This window comes from Micromonospora sp. NPDC050784 (assembly GCF_044456765.1).
Lineage (GTDB): Bacteria > Actinomycetota > Actinomycetes > Mycobacteriales > Micromonosporaceae > Micromonospora > Micromonospora foliorum.
This window is the reverse complement of record NZ_JBITGG010000009.1, coordinates 85961-112464: the sequence shown is the minus strand read 5'-3', so window position 1 is coordinate 112464 and position 26504 is coordinate 85961. Positions and strand designations below refer to the sequence as shown.

The following is a 26504-nucleotide window of genomic DNA, read 5'->3' as shown; positions in this document are numbered from 1 at the left end:
CAGGTCGAGGGCTCGCGAGCAGAGGACACCGGCAGCCACCGGGGCGATGGTCAGACTCTGATGGTCCGGCGCCAACCGGCGATCAGGTCGGTCACCTGCGTGGCGTCCACCGCGCCCACGTCGTGGTCCAACCATCCGACGATCTGGTTGCCCCGGTCGTCCAGGTTGAGGACCACGTCGAACCGGGTCGGCGCCGGGATGCCGACGTCCAGGATCAGCTCTGCTCGCGTTCCCTCGGCCAACCGCCACTCGCGCGGACCGGGAGGCTGGAGAGCGAACATCATCTGGGCCACCGGGTGGTGCCTGCCGCTTCGGTCGACCCGCAGGCGCCGGAGGACATCGGGCAGGGGCGCGGTCCGATGCCGCAGGGCCCGACCAACGGCCTGCTGCGTGAGGTCGGTCAGAGCCGTGAAGCTCTCCGCGCCGGTTGCCAACGGCAACAGGACGGTGTTGAGGAACAGGCCGACACAGCTGGCCTCCTCGGCCGTCGTCCGGGTGGAGATCGGCACCCCCACGCACACCTCGGCGCCGTCCTCGGCGAACAGGGACGCCCACGCGGCCAGCAGCACGGCGAACGGTGTCGCGCCGGCGTCTGTGGCCCGCTTCCGGACCGCGTTGACCTCAGCCGCGTCCAGCACGACCGGCACCCGGCGCAGCGTCGGCTTCGGAGCACGCTGCCGGCCCCAGGACTTCGGCGGTCGGGCAGCCGCCGGCGTCAGGTGCTCCACCCAGTCGGAGAGGTCAGTCTCGACCGCGGGCAACTGCCACGGCTGGATCGCGTGCGGCGGCTCATCGCCGCGGTAGAGGGCGGCGAAATCCTCGAACAGCAACCCGAGCGACCAGCCGTCGCAGCTGGCGTGGTGCACCCGGAACAGCAGGCGGTGGTGCTGGTCGCCGAGCTGGACGAGGTCGACGACCGGCGTGGCGACCGCCCCGAACTCGTAGCGCTCGGCCAGGCGCCGCCCGCGCAGCGCCGCGAGGTCGACCGACCCGGCATGGGTCACGTCGGGCAGTGCCGAGGGCAGGTACTGCTGGGTGATGTTCCGCCCGACGAAGTCGTAGCGGGTGTGCAGGGCCGCGTGCCGGCGGGTGAGCGCACGGACCGCGGCCTCGGCCGCGGCCGGGTCGAACGCCCCGGTGATGTCGAGCTCGGCCAACACCCAGTGCGACGGCCCGCTGTCCGCGAGCATCTCGTCGACGAAGATCTGCCGCTGCATCACACTCACCGGCTGTGGCCCGGCAGGCTCGGCAGCCGCCAGGCGGGGCACCGGGGGGCTCTCCGCCACGATCTCGGCCAGATGCTCCAGCGACGTGGCGGCCAGCAGCCGGTCGGTCGCCACGAGCACCCCCAACTCCCGGGCGATGCGCGCCGACACACGTGCCGCGGCGAGGGAGTCCACACCGGCCGCCCGTAGATCCTCGACCTGCTCGTCGGCCAGTTCGAGCTCCGCCTGCCAGATCGCCGCGAGGCCGTCCGCCCCCTGCCCGACCGAGGGCGACGCGAGGTCGACAAGCGCGGCGCGGTCCAGCTTCCCGCTCGGCGTGGTGGGCAGCTCCGGCAGCCGAACAATCCGGTGCGGCACCAGATGGCCAGGCAGTGTTGCGGCCATCCGCTCCCGGATCAGCCCGGTGTCGAGCCGGCCGGTGACGAAGCCGACGAGCCGGGTGCCCGCGCCGGCGCGCGCCACCACGGCCGCCTCCCGCACCTCCGGGAAGTCCAGCAGGGCGCGTTCGATCTCGGCCGGCTCCACCCGGATGCCGTTCACCTTCACCTGATCGTCGTTGCGGCCCAGGTAGTGCAACTGGCCGTCAGTCCACTGAACGACATCGCCGGTCGCGTACATGATGCCGGCCCCACCGGGCTCGGGTCGGAACCTCTTCCCGGTCAGCTCCGGCTGCCCGACGTATCCGCGTGCCACCGCGATGCCGGCGACGTGCAGCTCACCCGGCTCACCCGACGGCACCGGACCGCCTCCGCCGTCCAGCACGTGCAGCCGGACCCGGTCGATCGCGGTGCCGATCGGCGGTAGCAGCGGCCAACCTTCGGGATCGGCGGGCAGCGAATACCGGGTGCAGACGTGTGTCTCGGTGGGCCCATAGTGGTTGACGAGCCGGCACCCGGGCAGCTGGGCGAAGAGCCGCTTGATCCGGTCGTCGCAGCGCAGCTGCTCGCCCGCGGTGATCACCTCACGCAGCGGAGGTGCGCCGTCAGCCAGCTCCTCGGCGAACAGGGCCAGCGTCTGCAGCATGACGAACGGCAGATAGAGCCGGGCGACCCGCTCCCGGGCCAACACCCTCCACAGCAGCACCGGGTCACGGCGCTCGTCATCGGTGAGACAGAGCAGCACCCCGCCGGCCGCCAGGGTCGCGAAGATCTCCTGAAAGGAGACATCGAACGATATTGGGGCGAACTGTGCGGTTACCTCACCCGCGCCGACCACCGAGTCGCGGAGCTGCCACTCGACGAGGTTGGCCAGGGCTTCGTGCGTCTGCATGACCCCCTTGGGCACCCCGGTCGATCCGGAGGTGAACATGACGTACGCGATGTCCCCCGCCGTGACCGTGAGGTCGACGTCGACCGTGGGGCCGTCGTGCGTCTCGTCGAGGGGGATGAGCGGGCGCGAGCCCGCCAGCGCCTCGGCGCTGTCGCGGTGCCCGACCAGCACCGTGGCATCGGCCTGCCGCAGCATGTATTCCAGTCGCTGTCGCGGATAAGCGGCGTCGAGCGGCAGATAGGCGCCGCCGGCCCGCAGGATGCCGAGGACGCCGACGACCAGATCGGGGGAGCGCCGCGGGCAGAGGCCGATCACGTCGCCGGGTCGCACTCCGTGGTCGCGCAATTGCGCGGCGAGCACGCCGGAGCGGTGCCACAGCTGCCCGTAGCTCATCGATTCGGCGTGCCCCCGCACGGCCGGCCGGTCCGGATTGTGCCGCACCTGAAGATGAACGAGGTCGACAACGTTCCGAACAGCGGCGTCGCTCATGTTCCCCTCCATGAATGCGGACCGGCAGGTGTGCGGCGCCGAGCCCGCATTCGATGGTATCAGTCGAAATAAATACAGCCGGACCAATTCTTGGCTGCCGCGCGGGACGGACACCGGTCGCCACCGCCGCCTGGCGACGTCGATCGACATCACTGTTGGTGGTCTCCCAGCTCAGCCCGGGATGGCTCGTGAAGATCGAAAGTTGTCACACCACAAGGGGGTGACAGTCAGCTCGGAGAGTGATATCAATGTGACCGGAGTCAGTCCGGCCGGTGAACAACGAGGTGGATCCGTCCCGAGCCTGAAGGACAAGACTGGCTGGTAGGTCTGGGTCGTCGAAGAAGATGGCCGACAAGGGGGCCGCTTCCTTCGAGGGGCGCGTCTTGTTACGGGGGAAGGGACTTCACTGGGTCATGCGACAGACTACCGCTGTGCCCACCGCTCATTGATCTCGTCGATGTGGGTGCGCTCTTGCGACTGCTGGATGAAACCCCTGCGTGTGGCCGTGCCGAGACCCTCCAGGCTGACTGGTCTCGTGGGGCCGTGCACAGCAGCACTGTTTCACACCGAATAGTCCGATAGGGCTCACGATCGAGTCGGGCGACGACGCCCAAATTATCCTGCCTTGCAATACTGGTGAACGATGCTGCACGAAATTGACTGTCGACACCATGGATGCTCGCTCCCATTATCTGGAAACACCTTGGCGGGTCTCTCGCGATCTGCTTAGGGTTGCCGTCAGGCTCAGCGTGGACCTCTCAAGGCGAAGCGAATCGCGATCCGCGAAAACGCGGAAAGCCAAAGTCGTTATGTGTTCACAGGCCCATCGTCGGGGGAAAAGAATTGAAACTCGTCTTTGCTCCGTCTGGCAAGAGAATCATTCCGTACCCGCCGGTGGGGATTTCACTGCTGGCGTCGAGCCTGCGCCTGAACGGCCATGACGCCGAGGTCTTCGACCTCGAGATGCAGCTTGCCGACCTGCGCCGCAAAGGCGAGGACGTGCTGCTGTACGACGGTGCGCTGTCGACCGCCGACGTGCTCGCGCCGGAGCTCGCCGCGCCGGTCCGCGCCTACGGCGAACAGCTCTGGCAGATCATCGGCGGATCCAGCGGCGGGGAGCCCCTCGGCATCTCGGTGATGGGTTTCGAGCAGAGCGCCTCGGCGTTGCTGCTGGCCCGGCTGGCCCTGGCGCACGACATGCCGGTCATGTTCGGCGGCCAGTTCTGGACGGAGCGGTCGGCCTCCGAGGTGATCCACGCGCTCGCTCCGTTCGGCTCGGTCACCGTGACCGTGGGCGACGGCTGGGAGTCGACGACCGCGTTCGTCGAACGGGCCGCACCGGAGACGATCCCGAACAGCTACACCACCAATCCCACCCCGGGTGGCGCGATCGTCGCGGGTCCACGGAAGGTGGCGAAGTCGCTGCCCCCGCAGCCGGTCTACGACTGGGTGCCGTGGGAGCAGTACGAGGACTTCGGCATCGCGACGTACAAGAACCCGACGCCGGCGCGGCGTGCCCACCTGTACGTCTGGGACAAGCAGTGCAACTTCCGGTGCGCGTTCTGCCGGGTCGCGACCGGCAGCCGGGCGGTCCTGACCCCGCCCAAGGTGGCCATCGACTCGTTCGCCGACCTCGCCAAGGCCGAGGTCGACCAGCTCAACTTCATGACGAACGAGCTCAACCCGTCCCGCAAGTACCTGTTGCGCTTCCTCGACGAGCTCGAGGCCCGCGGCGGGGGCGGCGCCACCAACTGGTTCACCTACATCCGTGCGGATCGGCTGGAGGCCGCTGATTTCGGGCGCATCCGCCAGAACGGCGGGCGTCTCGCGCGGTACGGCGTCGAGTCCGGCTCGCAGCGGCTGCTCGACCTGATGCGCAAGGACTACGACGTACCGACGATGTCGACCACGCTGCGGTACGCCGCGGCCGAGGACGTCTGGAACCACGTCAACTTCCTCGTCGGTTTCCCCGGCGAGATCGCCGACGACATCGAGCGGACCATCGACTTCCTCGCGGCGAACGTCGACACGATCCACTCGGTCCGGATCAACCCGTTCTACCTGCCTCCGGACACACCCATCGCGCGCGCTCCCGAGGAGTTCGGCATCCAGCTGACCACCTTCGACTCCGGGTGGTGGCAGTACCAGAACTCGGACGGCTCGCTGCCGGACGCCGACGTGGTGGTGGAGCGGGTCGAGCGGCTCTCGCGGGCCTGTAGCGACCTCGGCATCGGCTTCGCCGGCACCGACCCGTTCTTCCTGCTCGACACCATCAGCCGGTACGACGCTGTGCCGGACGCCGTCAAGTTTCTCAAGGACGCCTACCCGCTGTTCTGGGTGCCGGCCCCGACTGACACGTACAAGGCGCTGATCGGCGGCTACGAGGTCAAGTCGGAATGGAAGGAAATCGCTTTGAAGCGTCAGCGCAACTACTCGTTGTCGATCTGCACGGACTGAGGGACTCGACATGTACATTGCGGCGAAGGACCTGCGTCGGCGTGTTCAGGAGGACAACGCCCGGATCGTGCTCGACGAGGCGGTGGGCGACGCGATCGAGGCGGCCTACCAGGGCATCGGCTGGGACCGGCTCTCCGAGGCCGGTTTCGACAAGCGCGGCGACTACTGCTTCATCTACAGCTATCCACCGGTGCGGGTGCTGGAGGAGCTGCCGCACGACGCGATGTTCGCCAGGTCGGAGTTGGAACCTCCGGCCGACGTGCTGAACATGTACCTGCACATCCCGTACTGCAGTGGCATCTGCTCCTACTGCTACTTCGCCAAGGTCGTGGACAACGGGAACGCGCCGGTCGACAAGGACGACTACATCGAACTCCTGATCCGGGAGATCGACGCCAAGCTGGAGCGCTACAACCCGGACGCGACGATCGGGACCGTTCACTTCGGCGGCGGCACACCCTCGATCCTGGAGGAGCGGCAGATCAAGCGGATCATGAGCTATCTGCACTCCCTCAAGACCAAGGACAGCCTGGAAGTCACCTTCGAGTGCGCGCCCGAGACGATCCACGCGAACCTCGACAAGCTGACGATTCTGCGGGACAACGGCGTGAACCGGGTGAACCTGGGCGTGGAGAGCCTCGACGACCGCGTACTCAAGATCATGGCCCGTCGGCACGGCGCGGACATGACGCTGCGCAGCATCGAGAACATGCGCAGCGCGGGTTTCGACAACATCAACGTCGACCTGATCTACGCGCTTCCCGGGCAGTCGCTCGCCTCCTGGGTCGAGACGATGAAACAGATCATCGCCTGGCAGCTCGAGTCGGTGAGCGTCTACCGGCTGCGCCAGCACCCGATGAAGCGCATCTCGAAGCTCGAACAGGACCTCTACCCGTCCTACGAGGACGGCCTGCGGATGCAGCTGGCGCACGGCCTGATGATGGGCGACGCGGACTACGTCCGGGTGCAGAGCCACAAGTACGCCAAGGCGCGCGAGAAGATGCAGCAGCAGACCGAACTCAAACGGGGCGTGGACCAGACGCAGCTGCTGAGCGCCGGCTGCGGCTCGTACGGCTTCCTCAACTCGACCTTCTACTGGAACACCAAGTCGTTGGGCGAGTGGGGCGCGCAGGTCCGCCAGGGTCTGCACCCGACCTGGATGGGTCAGACGCTGGGCCGTGACGAGCTGATGCGTAAGACCTTCGTGCTGGGCGTGCACACCAGCGCGGGCGTCTCCCGGGCCGGGTTCGCGGCCAAGTTCGGCATCGACCCGCTCGAGGTCTTCGGCGACACCATCCGGCACGCCGAGCAACACGGGCTGTTCGAGGTGACCGACACCGCGGTGCGCCCGACCGAGCTGGGCTACTTCTTCGGCGACGAGCTGAGCGTCGCCTTCTACTCGCCGTCGGTCAAGGAGCAGTTGGCCGCCGTGGGCATGAAGTACGGGATGTTCTTCGAACAGGACAGGTATGCGTGAGCCCGCCGCCGTGGTCCTGGACGCCATGGGTGTGCTCTACGAGTCGGCCGACGACGTCGCCGAGCTGCTGGTGCCCTACGTCCACGAGCACGGTTCCCCGCTGAGCGCCGCCGACATCGAGGAGACCTACCGCAGGGCCAGCCTGGGCGAGCTGACCTCGGCCGGCTTCTGGGCGGCCACCGGCGTCGCCGGTTCCGCGGACGACGAGGACTACTGCGCCCGGCACACGCTGACGCCCGGGGTGCACGAGTTCCTGAAGACCGCCGACGCGGCCGGGGTGCGGCTGGCCTGCCTCAGCAACGACGTGTCCCGCTGGTCCGAGGTGCTGCGCCGGCGCTTCGGCCTCACCGACTCGATCCGGGACTGGGTGATCAGCGCCGACATCGGCGTCCGGAAGCCGCAGCCGGCCATCTATCAGGAGATGCGGCGCCGGCTCGGCGTCGACGCGGACGGCGCGTGGTTCGTGGACGACCGGGAGGCCAACGTGGTCGCGGCACGCGAGGCCGGCTTCACCGCGATCCACTACGGCCGGGACGTCACCTCGTTCGATCAGCTCACCGCTGCGCTGGCCCGATGAACCTGACCGTCTACGAACCCGGAACGGACCTGCCCCCCGGCATGTTGGCCGCCGTTCACGAACTCTTTCGGGCGTCGTACCACCGCTACCACTACCTGGCCGAGGTCGCCGCGACCGACCGGATCAAGATCGTGGCGAACGCGCACGACCGGGTCTGCGGCTACGCCTCGGCCAGCCGGGCCGGAAAGCTCTACCGGCTCGCCAATCTCCTGGTGGCCCTGGGCAGCCGAGGCACCGGGCTCGGCCGGCGGCTGGAGCGGGTGCGCTACGACTACGTGCGTGACCGGGGGATGTCCTGCTACGTCAGCTGCACCTGCGAGGACACCACCAGCCAGCTGCTCAAGCTCGACCTCGGGCTGCGTCCGGTGGCCCTCAAGATCGGCTACCGGGTGGACGTGGTCCGGCCGGGGGAGCGCGGCAGTGCCGTGGTCTTCACCGACGCCCCCATCGAGGTGGCCGAGCCCCGGGACGACTCGCTCGTACGCAACGACGTCCTGCGGCGCACCCGGTACGTCTCCGCCGACCCGAAGCCCGAGGTGCTCGCCGCGCTGCCCGTGGACGACTTCGCCGAGGTGCTGACCGGCTCGGCCGGGCTGCGGCGGATGGCGCGGACGCCCGGGTTCCGGTTGGCCGGACACGAGTACGACGCGGTCGACGCGCAGTGGCACTACTGCTTCCAGGCCTGCAACGCGGCCTACGAGGAGGGTGTGCGGCAGCGGCCGGCGATCGCCGTCATGCCGGAACCAGCGGAGGTGGCGCTGTGACCGACTACCTCGACACGCTCGCACGGTTGGTCGCCCTCGACACGGTCAGCCCGATCGGCGACGGGCCGCTCGAGCGCTGCGCCGCCGAGCTGAGCCGGCTCGGCTGCCGGCCGGTCGGCGACCGGCTGTTCGGCTTCGGCGACCCGACCGCGCCGGTCTGGCTCTACGGCCACGTGGACACCAAGCCGATCGGGCCACGCACCGACTGGGAGACCGAGCCGCTGACGCTGACCGAGCGGAACGGGATGCTCTTCGGGCTGGGCGTCTCGGACTCCAAGTTCCAACTGCTCAACGCGCTGACGGTGGCCGACCCGGCCCGCCACTTCGTACTCGTCGACACGAGCGAGGAGACCGACGGCGCGCCCGGCGCGGCGGCCTTCGTCGCCCGACACCTACCGGCCACGCTGTTGATCTGCGACGGCGCCAGCGGCGACGCGGACCTCTACGCGGGCTACAGCGGTCAGGCCGACGGGTTCTTCCACCTGCGGACGGGGCGGCCGACCCACCATCCGGCCCGGCCCGGCGGGGACGCGGCGGAGCTGCTGCGCGCGTTGCTCGCCGCGGCGGCCGACTGCCCGCGGTTCACCCTGACCGGAGTCAGCGCGCCGCACACCGAGCGCTCGCTGGCGGTGCAGGACATCGACGTCCGGTTCGACATCCGCTACGGCCCGGACGAGGTGCCTGCGGTGGAGGCCCTGCTGGCGGCCTGGCCGCACACCCTGCGCCAGTCGATGGCCGCGGTGGCGGGCACCCGCACGATCTCGGTGCCGGGGCTGGCCACCGGCGGCCTCGCGCCCTTCTCCAACCGGCTGGGGCAGCTCGGCCCGCTGAAGGTCGACCGTCTCGCCGTCGTTCCGGGCGCCGACCCGGACAACCGCAACCACCAGCCGAACGAGTTCATCCGCATCGGCCAGATCGAACACCACCAGGACGTCCTACGCCGGGTGCTGGACGCCTTGGATAGCGAGGGGGACCGCCATGAGTGAGACGGCGCTACGCGTCTGGGGCCGGACGATCAGGCTCACCGGCTTTACCGGTGGGGAGCTGGCCGAGGTGTTCGACACCTTCGGCGGCAGCATCGACGTCGTCACCGACGGCGGGAAACCCGAGCTGACACTGCACCGGCAGCACGGTGTCGCGGACGGTGCGGGGGAACGCCGGTCCCGGCACCGGGGCGGATCACCGGCCGGGAAGTACTTCCTCGACGGCACGCCGTTCGACGGCGCCGAACAACGGCGGGACATCACCATCGTCAGCGAGGGGCCAGGCTGCGGTGTGTACGCCGAGGACCGCGCCCTGCTCGTCGTGGCCGGCGACACCGCCACGATCGTCGCCGACACCCTCCCGCCGATGCTGGTCAGCGACGTGATCGAGGACTGGCTGCTGTGCCGTAGCCGGGCCGACGACGCCGTGCAGGTGCACTGCGCGGGGTGGCTCGACGACGGGCACGTCACTCTGGCGGTGGGCAGCTCGGGCGCCGGCAAGTCGACCGAGCTGTTCCGCAACGTCCGGTCCGGCAGCTCCTTCTTCTCCAACGACCGGGCCTTCCTCCGCCTGCGCGACGGGGCGCTCGAGGTGCGCAGCTTCCCGCTCCCGGTCAACATCGGCTGCGGCACCATCCGCTCCCTGGACCTGCCGATTCCGCACCACGACCTGGGCGACCACGACAAGATCCGGCTGCGGGCGCCCGAGGTGGCCGAACGGTTCGACGTCGACTACGAGACCTGGTACCCGGTCGCGCGCATCGTCTGCACCTCGCTGGCCGACTTCCACGCCAACATCTACTGGGACGAGGACGACTGCCACCCGTTCTGGATCCGTTCGTGGCACCCCGGAGCGCTGCCCGGCGCGGTCGCCGAGGAGCTCACCACGGCGATCGAGCCGCTGATCACCGAGCGCAATCTGCTCACCCGGTGAACGCACCCGCATCCAGGCCGACGAAGGAGGCAGTGACATGAGAAGCGAGCCACCTCCCGGCCGCCCCGTCGCGGTGATCGGGATGGCCGGTCGATTCGCCGGAGCGGGCGATGTGGCGCGGTTCTGGACGAACCTTGTCGACGGGGTCGAATCGGTGCGCCGGACCGGCGAGCAGCCACCATCCGGCGGCGTCGACGACGGCGAGTTCGTGGGCGCGGTCGGGAAGGTCGACGGCGTCGACCTCTTCGACGCGGACCATTTCCGGGTACCGCCGGCCGAGGCCGTCACCCTGGACCCGCAGCAGCGGATCCTGCTCGAGGTCGCGGCCGAGGCGCTGGACGATGCCGGCTACGCGGGCGAGCGGGACGCCGTGGTCGGCGTCTTCGTCGGATGCGGCGAGAATTTGTACTACCGCGACTTCGTGGCGCCCACCGAGGCCGGCGCCGGGCGCCTCGGCGACGTGCAGGTGACACTGGCCAACGAGAAGGACTTCCTGGCGCCGCGGCTCGCCTTCAAGCTCGGCTTCACCGGGCCGGTGATCACCGTGCAGACCGGCTGCGCCACGTCGCTCACCGCGGTCGCGCTGGCCTGCTCGGCGCTGGCCGCCGGTGACTGCGACATCGCGCTGGCCGGCGGCGTGAGCCTGCTACCGCCGGACGTGGACGGCTACACCTTCCACGAGGGTGGCATCCTCTCGGCCGACGGGCACTGCCGGCCGTTCGACGTCGGTGCGTCGGGCACGGTGCCCAGTTCGGGCGCGGGCATCGTGGTGCTCCGGCGCGACGAGGACGCCCGAGCCGACGGCGACAACCGGCGTGCGGTGATCCGGGGCTGGGCCGTCAACAACGACGGCGGCGCCCGCGCGGGGTTCGCCGCGCCCAACGTGGACGGTCAAGAGGCGGTGATCCGCGCCGCGCTGGCCCGGGCCGCGCTCACCCCCGGCCAGGTCGGCTACGTCGAGACGCACGGCACCGGCACCGCCATCGGCGACCTGGTCGAGTTCGAGGCGCTCCGGCGCGTCTTCGCCCGCGACGGCCGACCGGCCGGCTCGGTCACCCTGGGCGCGGCCAAGGCGAACATCGGTCACGCCGACGCGGCGTCCGGGGTGGCGGGCCTGATCAAGGCGACCCTGGCAGTGGAGAGCGGCACGCTGCCGGGGACGGCGCACTTCGCCGCGCCGAACCCCGAACTCGACATGGACTCGACGCCCTTCGTGATGACCGCGGCGACCCGCCCCTGGCCGGTGGAGAGTCCGCGCGTCGCCGGCGTCAGCTCGTTCGGGCTGGGCGGCTCCAACGCGCACGTCGTGCTGGAGCGGGCACTCGCCGAGCCGGTCCCGACGACCATGCGGCCCCGGGCCGTGCTGGCGCTGTCCGCCCGTACCGATGACGAGCTGCACCGGATGCGGGAGCGGCTCGCCGAGCGGCTGGCGTCGACGGCGCCGGCCGAACTCGCCGACGTCGCCTACACGCTCGCGGTCGGGCGCGGCCGGTTCGTGCGGCGGTGGTCGGCGGTGGTCGGCAGCAGCGCCGACGCGATCACGAAACTGCGCGTGCCCGGCGAGGCCGGCCGGTCCACCGCCCGCTGGTCGCTGGCCATCGCCGGGGACCCCGCCGAGCTGGCGGAGTTGGGCAAGCGGCTCCAGGCGTCCGAGCCGACTGTGCGGTCCGGGTTGCTCGACCTCACCGGGTCGACCGAGCTGGCCGACATTCCGATGCCACGGGCCGGCGCGTTGGTGGCGGCCGTCGTGGGCCGGGTCCTGCAGCGGCTCGGGCTGACCTTCTCCCGCGTGGACGCACAGGAGTGGGCCCGGCCGGTGGCGCAGTGGCTCGCCGCCGGCGCCGACCCCTCGTCGCTGGCCACGGCGCTGGACGCCTGCACCGGCGCCGCCGAGGGCCGGGAGACCCGCTCCGGCCCCGGCCAGGTGGTCATCGGGCCGTCGTTCGACCTGGACGAGGTGCTGGCTGCCGCGTGGCAGGGGGGCGCGCGAATCGACTGGGCGGCCTACTACGCCGACGAACCGCGCCGGAGGGTCTCGCTGCCCGCCTACCCGTTCACTCGCCGCCGTTTCTGGCTGGACCGGCCGACGCGCTCCGCCGGCCCGGTCGACGGCGCCGCGGGTGCCTCGGCGCGCCGGAACGGCGTGAGCATCGCCAGCTATGTCGAGCAGGTGTGGCGCGACGTCCTCGGTGTCGAACACCTGCCGCCGGACGCGCACTTCTCGGACGACCTCGGCGGCGACTCCATCTACGCGGTCGAGGTCACCGCACGCCTGCGCGAGGGGCTCGGCCTGGACCTGCCGGTCGACCTGCCGTTCGTCGCCCCCACCGTCGCCGCCACAGCGGCTTTCGTCGAGGAAGCCTCGGCCAACAAGGAGACAGGCTCATGACCACCATCAACGACGACATGGTTCTCATCCGCGGACTGGACGTGACGGCCCGGCTCGCCACCGGGGTCGAGGGGCTCAGCGACCGTACCGCCGACGGCATCCTGCTGGAGACGCTGACCGGCCGCTACGTGCTGGACCGCGACGCCCGGGGGCCCTGGCTGCTGATCGACGGCCGGCACACCGTCGGGCAGGTGCTCGCCGGGGTCGCCGAGGCAACCTCCGTACCGGTCGAGCAGATCCGGCAACCGACCTACGAGTTCTGCGAGCGGCTGCTCGAGATCGGCCTCGTCGAGGTCGCCACGCCCGCCGACGTCGCCGCCGTGACCAGCCGTTAGGTCCCGGATGAACCGCACACCGATCACCCGCGTCGGCCTACAGTTCAGCGGCTACTCGTTTGCCGGGGTCACCGACGACAAGCTCTTCCAGCAGGTCGCGGACGCCGCCCGGGCGGCCGAGGAGACCGGCTTCGACAGCCTCTGGACCATGGACCACCTCCACCAGATCGCCTCGGTGGGGAGCCGGGACGAGCCCATCCTGGAGGCGTACACCACCACGGCGGCCCTGGCGGCCGTCACCTCCGTCGCCCGTCTCGGGGTGCTCGTCTCCGCCTGCGGCTTCCGGAACCCGGCGGTGCTGGCCAAGATGGTCACCACCATCGACATCATCAGTGGTGGCCGGGCGATCCTCGGCATCGGTGCCGGCTGGCACGAGGAGGAGTACCGCGCCTACGGCCTGGACTTCCCGCCCCCGCGAGAACGGCTGGCTCAGCTGGCCGAGGCGGTCCAGATCTGCCGCGCGATGTTCACCGAGTACGCGCCGCGGTTCGCCGGGAAGTACCACCGCATCGACGAGCCGCTCAACATGCCCGGGCCGATCAACCCGGACGGGCCGCCCATCCTCATCGGCGGTGGCGGCGAGAAGGTGCTCATCCCGCTGATCGCCAGGCTTGGCGACGCCTGCAACTTCTTCGGCGGGCCGGCCACCGTACGCCACAAGATCGACGTGCTGGAACGCGCGTGCGCGGCCGTGGGCCGCGACAGCGGCGAGATCACCAAGACGTGGTTGGGTCACGTGATCATCGCCGATTCCGAGTGGGAGCTGCACGAGGCGCTGGACCGGCTGGGGGTGCTCCTCGACCTCACACCGAGCGCCGCCCGCGGGTTCGCCCTCTGCGGCACCCGCGACCAGGTGCGGCGTCAGGTGCGCAGCTACCGCGAGTCCGGGGTGGACGGCTTCATCGTGGCCGTGCTCGACCCCACCGACCTCACGCACCTGCAGTCCGTCGGCACGACTCTGCGGGAGGCGTTGGATGGCTGACCTGGCCCGGGCCCCGGAGGCCGGCCCCGACCTCGACGGTGACCCGGTCGAGGTGCTTCAGGCGGTCTGGGCGGACGCCCTCGGCGTCGAGACCGTCGAGCCGGACGCCGGCTTCTTCGACCTCGGCGCGACCTCGGAGGTGATGCTCAGCGTGGTCCGTACGCTGCGCGGGCGCTGGCCCGGGGTGCGGATCGTCGACATCTTCTCGCATCCGACCGTCGATCAGCTCGCCGCGTTCCTCACCGATGAGTAGGTCACAGCGCGGCGCGCACGGTCTCGGCGAGCCGCAGCCACGCGTCACCCGCGAAGAGGTGGTCTCCCTCGGCGACCTCGTGGAAGGTCGTCGGGCCAGTCGTCTCCCGACGCCAGGCGTCGAGCCGGGCCCGGCTCAGCTGGTCGTCCCGCGCGCCGTAGACGACGGTGATCGGCGTCGTGAGGGCGGCCCCGGGCCGGTAGACGTAGCGCGACACCAGGCCGATGTCCGCGGCGATGATCGGCAGCAGCAGTTGGACGAAGTCGGGCTCATCCCGGAAGTGCGCCGGAACGTACTGCAGGAGGTCGTGCTCCGCCGTGGGGTCCGCCTCGGTGAAGTGCGGGGGCGGCAGTTGCGCGGCGACCAGCAGGTGGCTGACCTCGATGTCGTGGCCGTCGTGGGTCAGCGCCTTCGCCAACTCGAATGCCAGCACCGCCCCGAAGCACTGACCGAAGAGGGCGACCCGAGTCACGCCGCGATCGGTCAACTCGGCGACGACCTCGCCGACCACCTCGCCGACGGTCTCCGCCGGCGGCTCGGCCCGGCGGCTCTCGCGGCCCGCCAGCCGCAGGCCGTAGACGGTGGCCGTGTCGCCGAGCACCGGGGTCCAGGCGCGGAACGGAGCCGCCCCGGCGCCGGCCCACGGAATGCACACGAGGGTCAGGTCGCTCGTCGCCGGCGCGCCCCAGGAAACGAGCGACTGCCCCTTTGCCGGCGACGGTTCGAGCTTATTCATGACAATGGATACTATGCTGCCGCCACCAACTCGTACACCGTCATCCGGGAGGAATTCTGATGTTCGATCCGAATATTGACGTCATCGTGGCTCAGCCCCGATTCCGGCAGCCACCGGACATGAGTTTCGACGGCATCCTCAAGCGGTTCCCGGGCCTGGCCGAGGCGGAAGCCGTCTGCTGGACCGGGTCGACCGCGATCGGCTGGGGCAACGTCTACAGCGACTACGATCTCTTCGCCTTCTCCGACCAGACGCTCGAGCTGCCGGTGGACGAGACCATGGAGACGTGGCCGGGGGTGGACAAGAGCGGCATACGCTGGGACAACTGGATGGGCGAGTACGAGCAGGCGCGCGTCGACCTGACGGTGTGGCCGACCGCCACCTTCGCCACCGTGCTGAAGCCCTACCTGGCGGGCGAGGTCGAACTCTGCGGCACGAGCGAGGGCATGCTCGCCTTCGTCTACCGGATGTCCATCGCCACTCCACTGAAGAACGACGCATTCTTCCAGCAGGCGCGCGAACTGCTGGAGAAGTCGTCGTTCCGCCGCGCCCGTGCCCGTACCGCAAAGGTGTGGGCGGAGAATTCCCTCATCGACGTCGCCGGTCAACTGGACAACAACGACGAGGCCTCGGCACGTATTTCCGCGCGGGTCGCGGCATTCCGGGCGACCGACGCCTGTCTCGCCCTGTTCGGAGATTTCTGCCACGACGAGAAATGGACGATGCGCCGGTTGGCGGCCAAGCCCGAGTGTGGCATCGGCGCCGATGAGTTCCGGTCCATGGTGTTGGACGGGGCCCGTCCGGGAGAATCCGACGGGGACTGCGCCCTGCGCGTGGCGCGGTGGGCTCAGGGTCACCTCGTGCGGCTCGAGGGCGAGTTCCTGGCCAGCGCCTGACCGGGCGGGTCGCAAGGTTGGACAAGGACGAGGAGAACGAGTTGAAGACCGTCGGACCTGACGCAGGCCGGCTGACCCGGATCCGCGCCACGCTGCGCGGCCCGGAGGACCGCCGTCAGCAGGTGCTGGCGCGGGCGACCATCGTGAACACCATCGGCATGGGCATGTTCCTGTCCGCCGGGACGATCTTCCTGATCAGATTCACCGGCCTGAGCCCGGCCACGGTCGGGCTCGGGCTCACCATCGGGTCGCTGATCGGGGTCGGCGCCGGCGTGCTCGTCGGTGACCTGGCCGACCGGCGCGGCTCGCGTGAGGTCGTGATCGCCGCCATGGTGTTGGAGGCGGTGGGCAGTATCTGCCTGCTGCTGGTGGACAACCTGTGGAGCCTGATCGCCGTGGCCGCGGTCGCCGCGATCGGCAGCGGCGGGACGAGCAGCGCCCGTGGCGCGATGATCGGCGTGGTCGCCGAGGAGGGCAAGGGGGCGCGGCTGCGCTCGTACCTCCGGGCCGTGACGAACGTCGGGCTCGCGATCGGCACGCTCTCGGCGGCCGTCGCGTTGGCCATCGACACCCGCCCGGCGTACGTGTTCCTGATCGTCACCGACGCGACCACCTTCCTGATCGCCGCCGCCATCCTGTCCCGGCTGCCGCACCTGCCGCCGACCCGGGTCGCCAAGCTCGACGACGCCGTCGAGAAGGAACGCAAGTGGATCGCCCTGCGGGACCGGCACTACCTGATGCTGACGGTCGCGGCGGCGGTGGCCAGCCTGCAGTACTGGGTCCTGGTGCAGGCGCTGCCGGTGTGGATCGTGTTCGAGACCGACGCGCCGCGTTCCATGGCGGCGCTGGTGCTCTTCATCGCGTCGATCGCCGTCGCCGCGATGCAGGTGCCGGCGACGCGGTCCATCGACGGTCCCGCGTCGGCGGCGCGCCTCATCACGATGTCCGGGCCGCTGTTCCTCATCGCCTGGACCATGATGGCGTTGTCGGGCGGGACGGTCGCGTGGGTCGCTATCGCCCTGCTGCTCGTCGCCGTGCTCGTCCACTCGCTGGCCGAGGTGTGGCAGGCCGGTGGCACGTTCGAGCTGTCCTTCGCCCTCGCCCAGCCCAAGGCGCAGGGGCAGTATCAGGGCGTCATGGGCCTGGGGCAGTCCATCGCCGCCGCGGTGGCACCGGCCATCGTCATCCCGCTGTGCCTCAACGGCGGGCTCTACGGCTGGGTCGCGCTCGGGGTGGTCGTCGCCGTCGCCGGGTTCGTCTGCGCCCTGATCGAGCGGCACTGGGCCCGGTCGCGGCCCGTGCCGGTGACCTGAGAGGACGTGGTGATGTCCCACATCGACAGCGTCGAACTGGTGCCGAGACTCACCGTCATCTGGGAGGCCGAACTGGGCGTCCCCGTCGCTCCGGAGGACGACTTCTTCGACCTCGGCGGTGACTCGTTGCTCGCGCTCGCGGTGGCCCGGCAGGCCGCCGCCGAGGGAATGCCGATGCAGCCCGGGGCCGTGCTGCGCCACCCGACGGTGGCGGCGCTCGCCGACGCGGTGCGGAGGGGAGCGGCGTGACCCTGGCCTCGCCGGGGACCGTACCCGGGGTGTTCGCCGGCCTCGCCCGCGCGACCCCCGGGGCGGTCGCGGTCGAGGACGACCAGGAGCGATTGACGTACGCCGAGCTGGACCGTCGTGCGACGGCGCTGGCGCGCGTCCTCGTCGACCGCGGGTGTCCGGGCGGGTTCGTGGGTGTCCTGCTCGGCCGATCGACGCGGACCGTCGTCGCCCTGCTCGCCGTGCTGAAGGCCGGGGCGGCCTACGTGCCGCTCGATCCCGCCTACCCCCGGGCGCGGCTGCTAGACATGGTCGAGCGGTGCGGCGTCAAACTGGTGCTGACGAGCGCCGACGCCCCGACGCGGATCGACGTGGACCTCATCCTCGTGGACGAGGAACGGCACGACGAGGCGACGGCTCCGTTCGCCGCTCCGGAGCGCGGACCCGCCGACCCGGCGTACGTCATGTTCACCTCCGGCACCACCGGCCGGCCGAAGGCCGTGGTGGTTTCGCACCACAGCATCGTCAACCTGGCGACCGGCGCCGACTACGTGGAGCTGGGTCCGGCCCGGACGATGCTGCAGTTCGCGCCGATCTCGTTCGACGCGTCGACGTTCGAGATCTGGGGCGCCCTGCTCAACGGCGCCCGGCTGGTGGTCGCCCCGGACGACCTGCTCGGCAGCGACCGGCTCGGCGAGCTGCTGACCCGCCACCGGGTCGACACGATGTGGCTGACCTCCGCGCTGTTCCACCAGGTCGTCGACGTCGACCTGCGTGCGCTCGACCCGGTGACCCAGTTGCTCTCCGGCGGTGACGTGCTCTCGGCCGACCACGTGCGGCGGGCTCTGGCGGCCGTGCCGGGCCGGGTCGTGGTCAATGGCTACGGCCCGACCGAGACCACCACCTTCGCCTGCTGCCACCGCGTGTCGACGGTCGAGGAGGCCGGCCACCCGTTGCCGATCGGCCGGGCGATCCCGGGTGCCCGACTGTGGATCATGGACGAGCGGGGTGAGCCCGTGCCCGAGGGCGATCCGGGCGAGCTGTGGATCGCTGGCGCCGGCGTCTCGCTCGGCTACCTGGGGGACCCGGCGGAGACCGACCGTCGGTTCGTCCCCGAGCCGGGGCGGCCGGAGTCCCGCGCCTACCGATCCGGTGACCTGGTGCGGCGGCGCGGCGACGGGCTGCTGGAGTTCCTCGGCCGCATCGACGACCAGGTGAAGGTGCGTGGCTATCGGATCGAGCCGGCCGAGGTGGAGGCCGCCCTGGTCGAGCAGCCCACCGTCCACCGGGCCGTGGTCACCGCCCAGGAACTACGGCCCGGCGACAAGCGCCTGGTCGCCTACCTGGTCCTCGCGCCCGGCGCCGAGCTGCGCGTACCGGAGCTCCGGCGGGCGCTGGCGGCGCGGCTGCCCGCCCACCTGGTGCCGGCCCGGTACGTGGCGATGGACGATCTGCCGGTCACGCGCAACGGCAAGGCCGACCGCCGCGCACTGCCGGTGCCGACCTGGCGGGGCGGCCAGGGGTGAGCTTGAACCGGTCCATCTTCGCGATCTAGCCCGCTGGCCTCCACCAGCGAGCCGCTCCGCCGCGTCAATCCTCGCCGTGATGGCCATCGTCGTCCTTCACCACGCCATCCACGCGATCTCCGCGGCGGGGCGTTGACCCGAGTGATGAGTTGTCGCGTCCGCGCCCGTCATACCTCAGACAGGACATGACGAGGCGGAAGGATGACGTGATGAGTGCGGACACGCGGCTGGAGGAGCTGGGCGTGAGCGGTCTGAGCGAGGTGGACGAGCCGGCGTTCTCGGGGTTGGCGCAACGGCACCGGCGGGAGCTGCACGTGCACTGCTACCGGATGCTCGGGTCGTTCGAGGACGCCGAGGACACCGTGCAGGAGACGTTCCTGCGGGCTTGGCGGCGGCGGGAGACGTTCGAGGGGCGGTCGACGTTCCGGGCCTGGCTGTACCGGATCGCCACCAACGCCTGCCTGGACCTGCTCGCCAAGCGCCGCCCGGAGCCGGCGACCGGCGGCGAGGTGCTGTGGTTGCAGCCCTACCCGGACCGGCTGCTGGACGAGCTGCCCGCGGGCGACGCGGACGAGCCGGAGACCGTCGCCGTCGCGCGGGAGACGATCGAGTTGGCGTACCTGGTCGCGGTCCAGCACCTCGCGCCGCGTCCGCGGGCCGTGCTGATCCTGCGGGACGTGCTCGGCTGGCCGGCGAAGGACGTCGCTGAGTTGCTCGGGGACTCCGTCAACTCGGTCAACAGTGCCCTGCAGCGGGCTCGCGCCGGCATGCGGGAACACCTGCCCGCCGAGCGGCAGGACTGGACCGGCGGCGAGGAGGACGCCGGGACGCGCGAGCTGGTGCGCCGCTTCACCGACGCCAGCGTGGCCACGAACGTCGACGTGCTCGCCGGCATGCTGCGGGACGACGTCCGCTACTCGATGCCGCCCACGCCGGGCCTGTACGTCGGCCGCGACGCGGTGCTGAACAGCTGGGTCGAGGACGGCTTCGAGGGCATGACGGGCCTGCGCGCGGTCCCCACCTCGGTGAACCGCCAGCCCGCCGTCGCCTTCTACCACTGGCGGAAGCAGGAGGGCGCGTACCTGCCGCTGACGATCGACGTCCTGCGCATCACCGGCGGCGCCATCACCGAGGTCTTCATCTTCCACGACGACCAGTTCCCGCGGCTCGGGCTGCCGGAGCGCCTGCCGGCGGACGGTACGGAGTAGTCCCGGTGTGGACGCTCACGCTGCGCGGTGGCGCGCGTGCCGCGGTGGTCACGGCGGAGTGGTACGACGCGTTCGGTGTGGTCACCAGTGGGCGGGTGCAGCTGGAGCTGCGCGACGGCGAGCCCGGGCCGGTCCTCGGACGCGATGCCGGGTTCTGGCTGCGCGGCACCGGCGTCCGCGCGCTGCGCAACCCCGGCCGTCGCACGGCGAGGGTGCGTGTCTTCACGCCCGGGGCCGTCACAGACCAGTCAACACATCCGGTACGACAGCCTCTGCATGAGGGAGACGACGTGAACAGCACGAAGGACACCGAGATTGTCGCCGGTCACGCATCGGGCCAGCCCAGCCGCACCCACCTCGGGCTCGCCGGCACCGGCGTGCTCGCCACGCTCGCGGCGATGGTGACCACCACCCTCGCCGCCGCGCTGGCCCGGGCCGTTGGCGTCGATTTCGAGATCCCCGATGGTGGCGAGACGATTCCGTTGGCCGGGTTCGCCGTCGTGACCGGCTTCTTCTCCGTCGTCGGCGTCGTCATCGCCGCGGCTCTGCTCCGGTGGAGTGCTCGCCCCGCCGACCGGTTCGTATGGACCGCGGTGGCGCTGACCGTGCTCTCACTGGTCCCGGCCCTCATCTCCGGGGCGAACGCGGCCACCATCGCCGCGCTCGTCGGGCTGCACCTCGTCGCCGCGGCGGTGATGATCCCCGTCCTGGCACGGAACCTTCGCACCCGGACCGATTCACGCGCCGGTTAGTCGTCGAGGCCCGGTAGTCGGATGGTGAAGCGCGTGCCTCGGCCCGGCTCGCTCTCCACCTCGACCGTGCCGCCGTGTGCCTCGGTCAGGTGACGCACGATCGCCAGGCCGAGCCCGCTGCCGCCGGTCACCCGGCTGCGCGACTCGTCGGCCCGCCAGAAACGGTCGAAGATCTTCGGCAGGTCGGCCGGGGTGATGCCGCTGCCGGTGTCCCGTACGGAAATGGTCGGGCCGTTCGCGTCGACAGTGACCGAGCCGCCGGACGGGGTGTGACGGATGGCGTTCGAGATCAGGTTGCCGACCACCTGTCGCAGGCGGACCTGATCGGCTTGCACGACCGGATCTCCTGCGACGGTGAGTTCCAGGCGCACCCCGGCCGCGAACGCGCTGCCCCGGTGGCTGTCGACCACGTGCCCGAGCACCTCCCGCAGGTCGGTCGGCCTCAGGTCGATCCGCAGTGTGCCCGCGTCGGCGGCCGCCAGGTCGCCGAGGTCGTCGATGATGTGCTGGAGCAGCAACGCCTCTTCGTGCAGCATTGCCAGCAGCTGGGCGTCGGTCGGGGCCAGGTTGTCCTGCGCCGCCTCCAGCCAGATGCGAATGTTGCTGAGTGGGGTACGCAGCTCGTGTGCCACGTCGTTGACCATGGTGCGACGTTGCGCCTCGGCCCGTTCCCGGCGTTCTGCGGAGTCGTTCAGAGCGCGCGCCAACCGGCCGATCTCGTCGCGGGTGGTCACCGGGGCAGGCGTGCGCAGTTCGGCCGCCTCGGCGAGGTTGCGCAGCGGCCGTACCAGGCGTCGGCCGACCAGCACGGTCGCCGCGACGGTGGCGAGCAGGACCGCGCCGGTGACCGCCACGATTCGTCCGATGCTGCCGCCGGACAGGCTCAGCGAGGTGCGGCCGGTGCCGGGCGCGGTGACGAACAGCAGCGCGCGGGGCGCCACGTACGGTCGGAGTTGGGTCCTGCGCCCTGATTCGATGCAGCCCTGCACGACACCGACCGGCCCGGCCGGCTTGAGCATCGACGGCGGCTTCACCTCGATGTCCTCGTGCGCGGTCCGGACAACCGCCGACTCGCCGAGGTACGCCGTGAAGGTTGGCGTGATGCGCAGCTGGGGGCCGCGGTCGCCCAGGCTGAGACAGCGGGCGGTCAGGGTGGTAAGCGTCTGGAGGGCCTTCTTCTCGGCCGGACTGACCAGGCTGTCGAGTTCGAACCCGCAGCTCTCGGTCGCGGACCGGGTCAGCGGCCGCTCGGCCTCGGCGCGAACGGTGGTGAGGGTGACACTCGGGCGACCGGTCTTCGCGGTCTCGATGACGCCGTCGTAGCCCATCTTGTGGAAACAGGTCAGGGCGTTCTTGGCCACCTCGTTGAGCACGTACCGGTCCTCGGCCGGCACGACGTAGGGCCCGACGGCTCGCTCATCGATGTGTTCGGCGCCGCCGGTCAGCCCCAGGTCGACGTGGAGCGGGTCCACCACGGCCGACGGGCGGGTGTTCCGCAGCGCCGGTCCAGCCTGCGAGTCGAGGATGATCTGATGATCGTCGGTGGTCAGCGTGATGCGGCGGCCCAGCTCGGCGGCGCGCGAGTGCACCAGGGCGGCGGCCCCGGACCAGTCGTGGTGGGTGGCCGCGTAACCGACAAGCGCCTGGTAGACGGCTCTCTGGTCGGCGACCGCGCCGCCCTGCTCGTAGTTGATCGCCCGGGTGGTGGTGGTGGCCGCCAGCCAGGCGGTGGCCGAGATCGCGGCCAGCGCGATAACCACGGCGGAGACCAGCAGCCGGGTCACCAGGCTGTGCCGCAGCGGCACCTGGTCCCTGCTCACGGTGTCGGGCCCAGCGTCAGCTTGTAGCCCACACCGTGCACCGTGAGCAACTGCTCGGGACGCCGCGGGTCGGCTTCGATCTTGCGGCGCAGGTTCATCACGTGTACGTCGATGGTGCGCTCGGTCGAGCTGCGGTCGAGGCCACGGGTGTGGTGCAGCAGCTGCGCTCGGGTGAAGACCCGGTCCGGCTGCTCGGACATGGCGGCCAGGATGGCGAACTCGCCACGGGTGCACTCGATCCGCTCGCCGTCGACCGTCACCTGGTGCCCGATCGGGTCGACGCTGATCCGACCGATCTGCCGGATGCTCCGGGACGTGGGCTCGGGCGCGCCCCGGGACGCGCGACGCAGCAGGGTGCGGGTGCGGGCCACCAGTTCCCGCGGGCTGAACGGCTTGGTCAGGTAGTCGTCGGCGCCGAGTTCCAGGCCGAGCAGCAGGTCGCTCTCCGTACTGCGCGCGGTGAGCATGAGCACCAGCACGTCCGACTCCTGCCGCAGCGTGCGGCAGACCTGTAAGCCGTCCGGTCCCGGCATCATCACGTCCAGGATCAGCAGGTCCGGCCGGCCCCGGCGGGCGGCGTCCAGCGCCGCCCGCCCGTCGTGCACCACGATCGTCTCGTGGCCGTCGGCCACGAGGTAGCGGCGGATCCCCTCCGCGTGCCGCAGATCGTCGTCAGCGACCAGGACCATCGCACACATGCCGGCGATGATAGGCCGCCGGTACGGCGCGGAACCGATTCCCGGCCCGACCTGACAGATTCCTAACGACCGCTCACACACTGGACAGTGACTCGGTGGGGTCGAGCGAGGCGGCCCGCATCGCCGGATAGACCCCAGCCAACACCCCGACGACGAGCGCACCTCCCAGCCCGGCGCCGGCCGCCGCCGGTGGGATGGTCACCGGCCAGTGCTGGAGGGTGGCGTAGCCGGCGACGGCCATCGCACCGGTCAGCACCCCGGCTGCTCCGCCGAGCGCCGACAGCACGATCGACTCGGTCACGAACTGGATGCGCACCTGGCCGCGGTTCGCGCCGAGGGCCCGGCGCAGGCCGATCTCGCGGCGCCGCTCCAGCACCGAGATGTACATCGTGTTGGCCACCCCGATGCCGCCGACGAGCAGCGCGATCCCGGCCAGCCCGAGCAGCAGTGAGCTGAAGGTCTGCCGCACCGCCTGCTTGGCGGCGAGCCCGTCCGAGGGACGACTGACCAGTACGTCGCTCGGATGCTCCGGGTTGGCCGTGGCGGCCAGGACCGAGCGGACCGCCACCACCTGGGCGTCGGTGGTCTGCAGGTAGATCCGGGTCGGGTGTCCGTCGAAGCGCAGCCAGCGGTTGGCCGCCTCCCAGCCGATCATCGCGGAGCGGTCGATCTCGGGCGCGAGTGGTACCGGGTCGAGAATGCCGATCACGCTGAACCGCTTCCCGCCAAGGTGGACCTGGACCGGCTGGGAGAGGTCGACGGTGGTGAAGCCGAGCCGCTGGGCGGCCACCGAGCCGAGGACCACGGTCGGCAGGCGCTCCATCGCGGGATCCAGGAAACGGCCGGAGCGTACCCGGCCGTCGATCGCCGCGAGCAGGTTCGTCCTGGTGGCGACGACGGCGATGGCGTTGTAATCGCCGGCGCCGGTCCGATCGGAGCGGGCGACGTTCAGCCCGAAGTCGGCGGTCGCGCTCGCCACCGTCACCGGCGCGATCCGGGACACCATGTCCACCGACTCGACGGGCAGCTTGACCGGTGGCTCGCGGTTGGGCGCCGGTGTGACCTGCAGTCGGTTGGTGCCCAGGGCGGCCAGTTTCTCCTCGAGTGCCCGCTGGCTCGACGCGGGGATCCCGGTGACCAGGACCAGGGTGGCGATGCCGATGGCGATGCCGAGGGCTGACAACGCGGCCCGCGCTTTGCGCGTGCGGATGCCGAGCAGACCCAGACCGATCAGGTCGGCTGGGGCCAGCCGGACCGGTGCGGCGTCCCGGTCCACTCTCGCCGCCTCACAAGTACGCCTCATGCCCGCTCACCGTTCGACGTGGAGTCGGACACCAGGCGACCGTCCAGGATGCGGATCTGTCGGGGCACCCGGGCGGCCACCTCGTGATCATGAGTGATCAGCGCGATCGTGGTCCCGCCCCGGTTCAGCTCGGTCAGCAGGTCGAGTACGGCCGAGCCGGTGGCCACGTCGAGCGCCCCGGTCGGTTCGTCGGCCAACACCAGCGCGGGCCGGTTGACAAGCGCCCGGGCGATCGCCACCCGTTGGCGTTCGCCGCCCGAGAGCGCCTGCGGATGGTGGTCGGCGCGGTGGGCCAGACCGACCCGCTCCAGCGCCGCCAGGGCCAGCGCCCGGCGGTGCCGGCGGTGCACACCGGCGTAGAGCAGCCCGGTCGCCACGTTCTCGGTCGCGGTCAGCCCATCGGTGAGGTGGAACTGCTGGAACACGAAGCCCAGCCACCGGCCGCGCAGGCTGGACAGTTGCCGGTCGGACATGGTGGTGACGTCCCGCCCGCCGATCAGCACCCGGCCCTCGGTGGGCCGGTCCAGCGTGCCCATGATGTTGAGCAGGGTGGACTTTCCCGACCCGGACGGCCCCACGATGGCCACGAACTCGCCCGCGTCGATCCGCAACGAGACGTCACGCAGCGCCGTCACGTCCCCGCCGTAGCGCCGGGTGGCACCACCGATCTCCAGCACCGCGGTCACGACGTCGTCACCACCCGGGTCCCGGCGGTGATGCCGGTACCGCTGATCTGCACCATGCCGTCGGCGAACAGGCCCACCTTCACCGCGGTCAGGGCGCCGTCGGAGATCTGTACGCCGTAACCGCCACTGCTGAGCGCGAGCAGTGCGCCGACCGGGACGGCGAGCACGTCGTGCGCGGTGGTGCCGGTGAACCGGACCTCGACGGTGGCCGAGCTGATGTTCTGGATCGCCGAGGCATCGTCCACCGCGATGACGACCTGCACCTTCGGGCCCTCGGCGCCCGGGTCGCCGCCGTCCGACTGGGCGGCCTGGGCGTTGCTGCTCACCGAGTTGATGGTGCCGCTGGTGTGTGAGCTGTCCGGAAGAGTGATCTGCACCTTCTGCCCAGCACGAAGGTCGTCGGCCCGGCTGGCGTCGATCTCGACGGAGACTGCCTTCGCCTGATCGCTGATCGCCATCAGGTTGCCGGTGGCGTCGTCGCCGAGTTGAGCCGAAGCGGCGCCCACCCGCACCGCTCCGGGCAGCACCAGAATGTCGCCGAGTGACACGGTGCCGGTTGCCGGACGTACCCCCTTGGCCGCCTGCCAGCGCTTCACGGCGTCCTTGAGCGATCGGGTGAAGACGGCGTCCTGGCTGGTCACGACGGTCTGGTACGCCCCCGTGCCGGAGGCTGTCGGCGTCGGATCCGGCTTGTTGGCCTCCCCGTTCGCACCCTGGTCGTTCCCGGTCGGTGTCGGCCCGCCCTGGACGGTGACCCGGGTTCCCGGTGCGGGTTGGGATCCGATCCGGTAGCCGAGCGCCCGGAGGTTGTCGGCCAGCACTCTGACGTCGCGGCCGACCATGCCGACGGTGTCGATGTCGCGGAACATCGGCGACGGCCCGTAGAAGAGGATCACCGGCCGGTCGCCGGCACGATACAGAACGTCGCCTCGGGTGACGGTGCTGCCCGGCCGGGGCAACCAGGTGAGCACCCCGGGCGCGACGCCACGCAGGGTGCGCTGCTTGCGGTAGCCGACAGCGCCGCTCTCGGCCCAGTAGTCGGAGAGATCGGTCCGGATCACCTCGGCCGTGGCCACCTTGGCCGCGGCCGGCTGCCCGGCCGGAGAGTTGTCGCCGGCGCTGGCATGGACGGCGTAGACCGCGCCGCCCAGCGCGAGCGCTCCGCAGGTGATGGTGATGATGAGGGTTCTCGTCCGCACGGTC

At 70.8% G+C, this 26504-nt stretch carries 23 protein-coding genes; 16 read left to right on the top strand and 7 right to left on the bottom strand.

Annotated features, from left to right (window positions below; all coding sequences use genetic code 11):
- Window positions 1-50: 50 nt before the first annotated feature.
- Complete coding sequence (locus ACIBD9_RS14710; RefSeq protein WP_396717726.1) at window positions 51-2984, bottom strand: amino acid adenylation domain-containing protein; 2934 nt, start codon at window positions 2982-2984, stop codon at window positions 51-53.
- Window positions 2985-3878: 894 nt separating this feature from the next.
- Here ACIBD9_RS14710 and ACIBD9_RS14705 point away from each other — a divergent pair.
- From ACIBD9_RS14705 to ACIBD9_RS14660, 10 genes are read left to right on the top strand one after another with little or no spacing between them, the layout of a single operon-like run.
- A complete protein-coding gene (locus ACIBD9_RS14705; protein WP_396717724.1) occupies window positions 3879-5441 on the top strand; it encodes a B12-binding domain-containing radical SAM protein in 1563 nt (520 codons plus the stop codon).
- A gap of 10 nt (window positions 5442-5451) precedes the next feature.
- Window positions 5452-6918 carry a coproporphyrinogen-III oxidase family protein gene (locus ACIBD9_RS14700; protein WP_238659191.1) on the top strand — a complete coding sequence of 489 codons (1467 nt, stop codon included), beginning with the start codon at window positions 5452-5454 and terminating at the stop codon, window positions 6916-6918.
- Window positions 6911-7495 carry an HAD family hydrolase gene (locus ACIBD9_RS14695; protein WP_396717722.1) on the top strand — a complete coding sequence of 195 codons (585 nt, stop codon included), beginning with the start codon at window positions 6911-6913 and terminating at the stop codon, window positions 7493-7495. Before ACIBD9_RS14700 ends, ACIBD9_RS14695 begins: the two co-directional genes overlap by 8 nt.
- Window positions 7492-8259, top strand: a complete 768-nt coding sequence (locus tag ACIBD9_RS14690) for a hypothetical protein (RefSeq protein ID WP_396717720.1) — start codon at window positions 7492-7494, stop codon at window positions 8257-8259. Before ACIBD9_RS14695 ends, ACIBD9_RS14690 begins: the two co-directional genes overlap by 4 nt.
- A complete protein-coding gene (locus tag ACIBD9_RS14685; protein ID WP_396717717.1) occupies window positions 8256-9245 on the top strand; it encodes a M20/M25/M40 family metallo-hydrolase in 990 nt (329 codons plus the stop codon). The genes ACIBD9_RS14690 and ACIBD9_RS14685 overlap by 4 nt, the downstream gene beginning before the upstream one ends.
- Window positions 9238-10176, top strand: coding sequence for a hypothetical protein (locus ACIBD9_RS14680; protein ID WP_396717715.1), 939 nt, complete (start codon window positions 9238-9240; stop codon window positions 10174-10176). The genes ACIBD9_RS14685 and ACIBD9_RS14680 overlap by 8 nt, the downstream gene beginning before the upstream one ends.
- A gap of 37 nt (window positions 10177-10213) precedes the next feature.
- Window positions 10214-12565 (top strand): beta-ketoacyl synthase N-terminal-like domain-containing protein, encoded by a 2352-nt coding sequence (locus ACIBD9_RS14675; RefSeq protein ID WP_396717713.1) that lies wholly within the window; start codon window positions 10214-10216, stop codon window positions 12563-12565.
- The gene (locus tag ACIBD9_RS14670) at window positions 12562-12900 is read left to right on the top strand and encodes a PqqD family protein (RefSeq protein WP_396717711.1); all 339 of its coding nucleotides are present in this window, start codon (window positions 12562-12564) and stop codon (window positions 12898-12900) included. The genes ACIBD9_RS14675 and ACIBD9_RS14670 overlap by 4 nt, the downstream gene beginning before the upstream one ends.
- A 7-nt stretch (window positions 12901-12907) precedes the next feature.
- Complete coding sequence (locus tag ACIBD9_RS14665) at window positions 12908-13882, top strand: TIGR03560 family F420-dependent LLM class oxidoreductase (RefSeq protein ID WP_396717709.1); 975 nt, start codon at window positions 12908-12910, stop codon at window positions 13880-13882.
- Complete coding sequence (locus tag ACIBD9_RS14660) at window positions 13875-14135, top strand: phosphopantetheine-binding protein (protein ID WP_396717707.1); 261 nt, start codon at window positions 13875-13877, stop codon at window positions 14133-14135. Before ACIBD9_RS14665 ends, ACIBD9_RS14660 begins: the two co-directional genes overlap by 8 nt.
- Window position 14136: 1 nt before the next feature.
- On the opposite strand, the gene ACIBD9_RS14655 is transcribed toward ACIBD9_RS14660, so the two are convergent.
- Window positions 14137-14871, bottom strand: coding sequence for a thioesterase II family protein (locus tag ACIBD9_RS14655; RefSeq protein WP_396717705.1), 735 nt, complete (start codon window positions 14869-14871; stop codon window positions 14137-14139).
- A gap of 59 nt (window positions 14872-14930) precedes the next feature.
- On the opposite strand from ACIBD9_RS14655, the gene ACIBD9_RS14650 reads away from it, so the two are divergent.
- The 6 genes from ACIBD9_RS14650 (at window position 14931) to ACIBD9_RS14625 (ending at window position 20794) form a co-directional block, all read left to right on the top strand.
- Window positions 14931-15767, top strand: coding sequence for a hypothetical protein (locus ACIBD9_RS14650; RefSeq protein WP_396717704.1), 837 nt, complete (start codon window positions 14931-14933; stop codon window positions 15765-15767).
- A gap of 17 nt (window positions 15768-15784) precedes the next feature.
- A complete protein-coding gene (locus tag ACIBD9_RS14645; RefSeq protein ID WP_396717703.1) occupies window positions 15785-17080 on the top strand; it encodes an MFS transporter in 1296 nt (431 codons plus the stop codon).
- A gap of 12 nt (window positions 17081-17092) precedes the next feature.
- Window positions 17093-17329 carry a phosphopantetheine-binding protein gene (locus tag ACIBD9_RS14640; protein ID WP_387175907.1) on the top strand — a complete coding sequence of 79 codons (237 nt, stop codon included), beginning with the start codon at window positions 17093-17095 and terminating at the stop codon, window positions 17327-17329.
- The gene (locus tag ACIBD9_RS14635; RefSeq protein WP_396717701.1) at window positions 17326-18834 is read left to right on the top strand and encodes an amino acid adenylation domain-containing protein; all 1509 of its coding nucleotides are present in this window, start codon (window positions 17326-17328) and stop codon (window positions 18832-18834) included. The genes ACIBD9_RS14640 and ACIBD9_RS14635 overlap by 4 nt, the downstream gene beginning before the upstream one ends.
- Before the next feature lie 206 nt (window positions 18835-19040).
- On the top strand, window positions 19041-20042 hold the full coding sequence (locus ACIBD9_RS14630; protein ID WP_396717699.1) for an RNA polymerase subunit sigma-70: 1002 nt from the start codon (window positions 19041-19043) through the stop codon (window positions 20040-20042).
- A 5-nt stretch (window positions 20043-20047) separates the two neighbouring features.
- Complete coding sequence (locus ACIBD9_RS14625; RefSeq protein WP_396717697.1) at window positions 20048-20794, top strand: DUF6069 family protein; 747 nt, start codon at window positions 20048-20050, stop codon at window positions 20792-20794.
- Here the strand turns inward: ACIBD9_RS14625 and ACIBD9_RS14620 are convergent.
- The 5 genes from ACIBD9_RS14620 to ACIBD9_RS14600 all read right to left on the bottom strand — a co-directional run bounded on the left by ACIBD9_RS14620 (window position 20791) and on the right by ACIBD9_RS14600 (window position 26500).
- Window positions 20791-22614 carry an ATP-binding protein gene (locus ACIBD9_RS14620; RefSeq protein WP_396717694.1) on the bottom strand — a complete coding sequence of 608 codons (1824 nt, stop codon included), beginning with the start codon at window positions 22612-22614 and terminating at the stop codon, window positions 20791-20793. The genes ACIBD9_RS14625 and ACIBD9_RS14620 overlap by 4 nt on opposite strands.
- Complete coding sequence (locus tag ACIBD9_RS14615) at window positions 22611-23312, bottom strand: response regulator (RefSeq protein ID WP_396717691.1); 702 nt, start codon at window positions 23310-23312, stop codon at window positions 22611-22613. The genes ACIBD9_RS14620 and ACIBD9_RS14615 overlap by 4 nt, the downstream gene beginning before the upstream one ends.
- A 73-nt stretch (window positions 23313-23385) precedes the next feature.
- A complete protein-coding gene (locus ACIBD9_RS14610; RefSeq protein WP_396717688.1) occupies window positions 23386-24615 on the bottom strand; it encodes an ABC transporter permease in 1230 nt (409 codons plus the stop codon).
- Window positions 24612-25301 carry an ABC transporter ATP-binding protein gene (locus ACIBD9_RS14605; RefSeq protein ID WP_396717686.1) on the bottom strand — a complete coding sequence of 230 codons (690 nt, stop codon included), beginning with the start codon at window positions 25299-25301 and terminating at the stop codon, window positions 24612-24614. Before ACIBD9_RS14605 ends, ACIBD9_RS14610 begins: the two co-directional genes overlap by 4 nt.
- Window positions 25298-26500, bottom strand: coding sequence for an efflux RND transporter periplasmic adaptor subunit (locus ACIBD9_RS14600; RefSeq protein ID WP_396717684.1), 1203 nt, complete (start codon window positions 26498-26500; stop codon window positions 25298-25300). Before ACIBD9_RS14600 ends, ACIBD9_RS14605 begins: the two co-directional genes overlap by 4 nt.
- Window positions 26501-26504: the final 4 nt, after the last annotated feature.

What these genes read in the sequence shown, in the direction of transcription:
- ACIBD9_RS14710 (WP_396717726.1), bottom strand. Translation starts at nt 2,984, where the DNA reads ATGAGCGACGCCGCTGTTCGGAACGTTGTCGACCTCGTTCATCTTCAG.
- ACIBD9_RS14700 (WP_238659191.1), top strand. Translation starts at nt 5,452, where the DNA reads ATGTACATTGCGGCGAAGGACCTGCGTCGGCGTGTTCAGGAGGACAAC.
- ACIBD9_RS14695 (WP_396717722.1), top strand. Translation starts at nt 6,911, where the DNA reads ATGCGTGAGCCCGCCGCCGTGGTCCTGGACGCCATGGGTGTGCTCTAC.
- ACIBD9_RS14690 (WP_396717720.1), top strand. Translation starts at nt 7,492, where the DNA reads ATGAACCTGACCGTCTACGAACCCGGAACGGACCTGCCCCCCGGCATG.
- ACIBD9_RS14680 (WP_396717715.1), top strand. Translation starts at nt 9,238, where the DNA reads ATGAGTGAGACGGCGCTACGCGTCTGGGGCCGGACGATCAGGCTCACC.
- ACIBD9_RS14675 (WP_396717713.1), top strand. Translation starts at nt 10,214, where the DNA reads ATGAGAAGCGAGCCACCTCCCGGCCGCCCCGTCGCGGTGATCGGGATG.
- ACIBD9_RS14670 (WP_396717711.1), top strand. Translation starts at nt 12,562, where the DNA reads ATGACCACCATCAACGACGACATGGTTCTCATCCGCGGACTGGACGTG.
- ACIBD9_RS14665 (WP_396717709.1), top strand. Translation starts at nt 12,908, where the DNA reads ATGAACCGCACACCGATCACCCGCGTCGGCCTACAGTTCAGCGGCTAC.
- ACIBD9_RS14660 (WP_396717707.1), top strand. Translation starts at nt 13,875, where the DNA reads ATGGCTGACCTGGCCCGGGCCCCGGAGGCCGGCCCCGACCTCGACGGT.
- ACIBD9_RS14655 (WP_396717705.1), bottom strand. Translation starts at nt 14,871, where the DNA reads ATGAATAAGCTCGAACCGTCGCCGGCAAAGGGGCAGTCGCTCGTTTCC.
- ACIBD9_RS14650 (WP_396717704.1), top strand. Translation starts at nt 14,931, where the DNA reads ATGTTCGATCCGAATATTGACGTCATCGTGGCTCAGCCCCGATTCCGG.
- ACIBD9_RS14640 (WP_387175907.1), top strand. Translation starts at nt 17,093, where the DNA reads ATGTCCCACATCGACAGCGTCGAACTGGTGCCGAGACTCACCGTCATC.
- ACIBD9_RS14615 (WP_396717691.1), bottom strand. Translation starts at nt 23,312, where the DNA reads ATGTGTGCGATGGTCCTGGTCGCTGACGACGATCTGCGGCACGCGGAG.
- ACIBD9_RS14610 (WP_396717688.1), bottom strand. Translation starts at nt 24,615, where the DNA reads ATGAGGCGTACTTGTGAGGCGGCGAGAGTGGACCGGGACGCCGCACCG.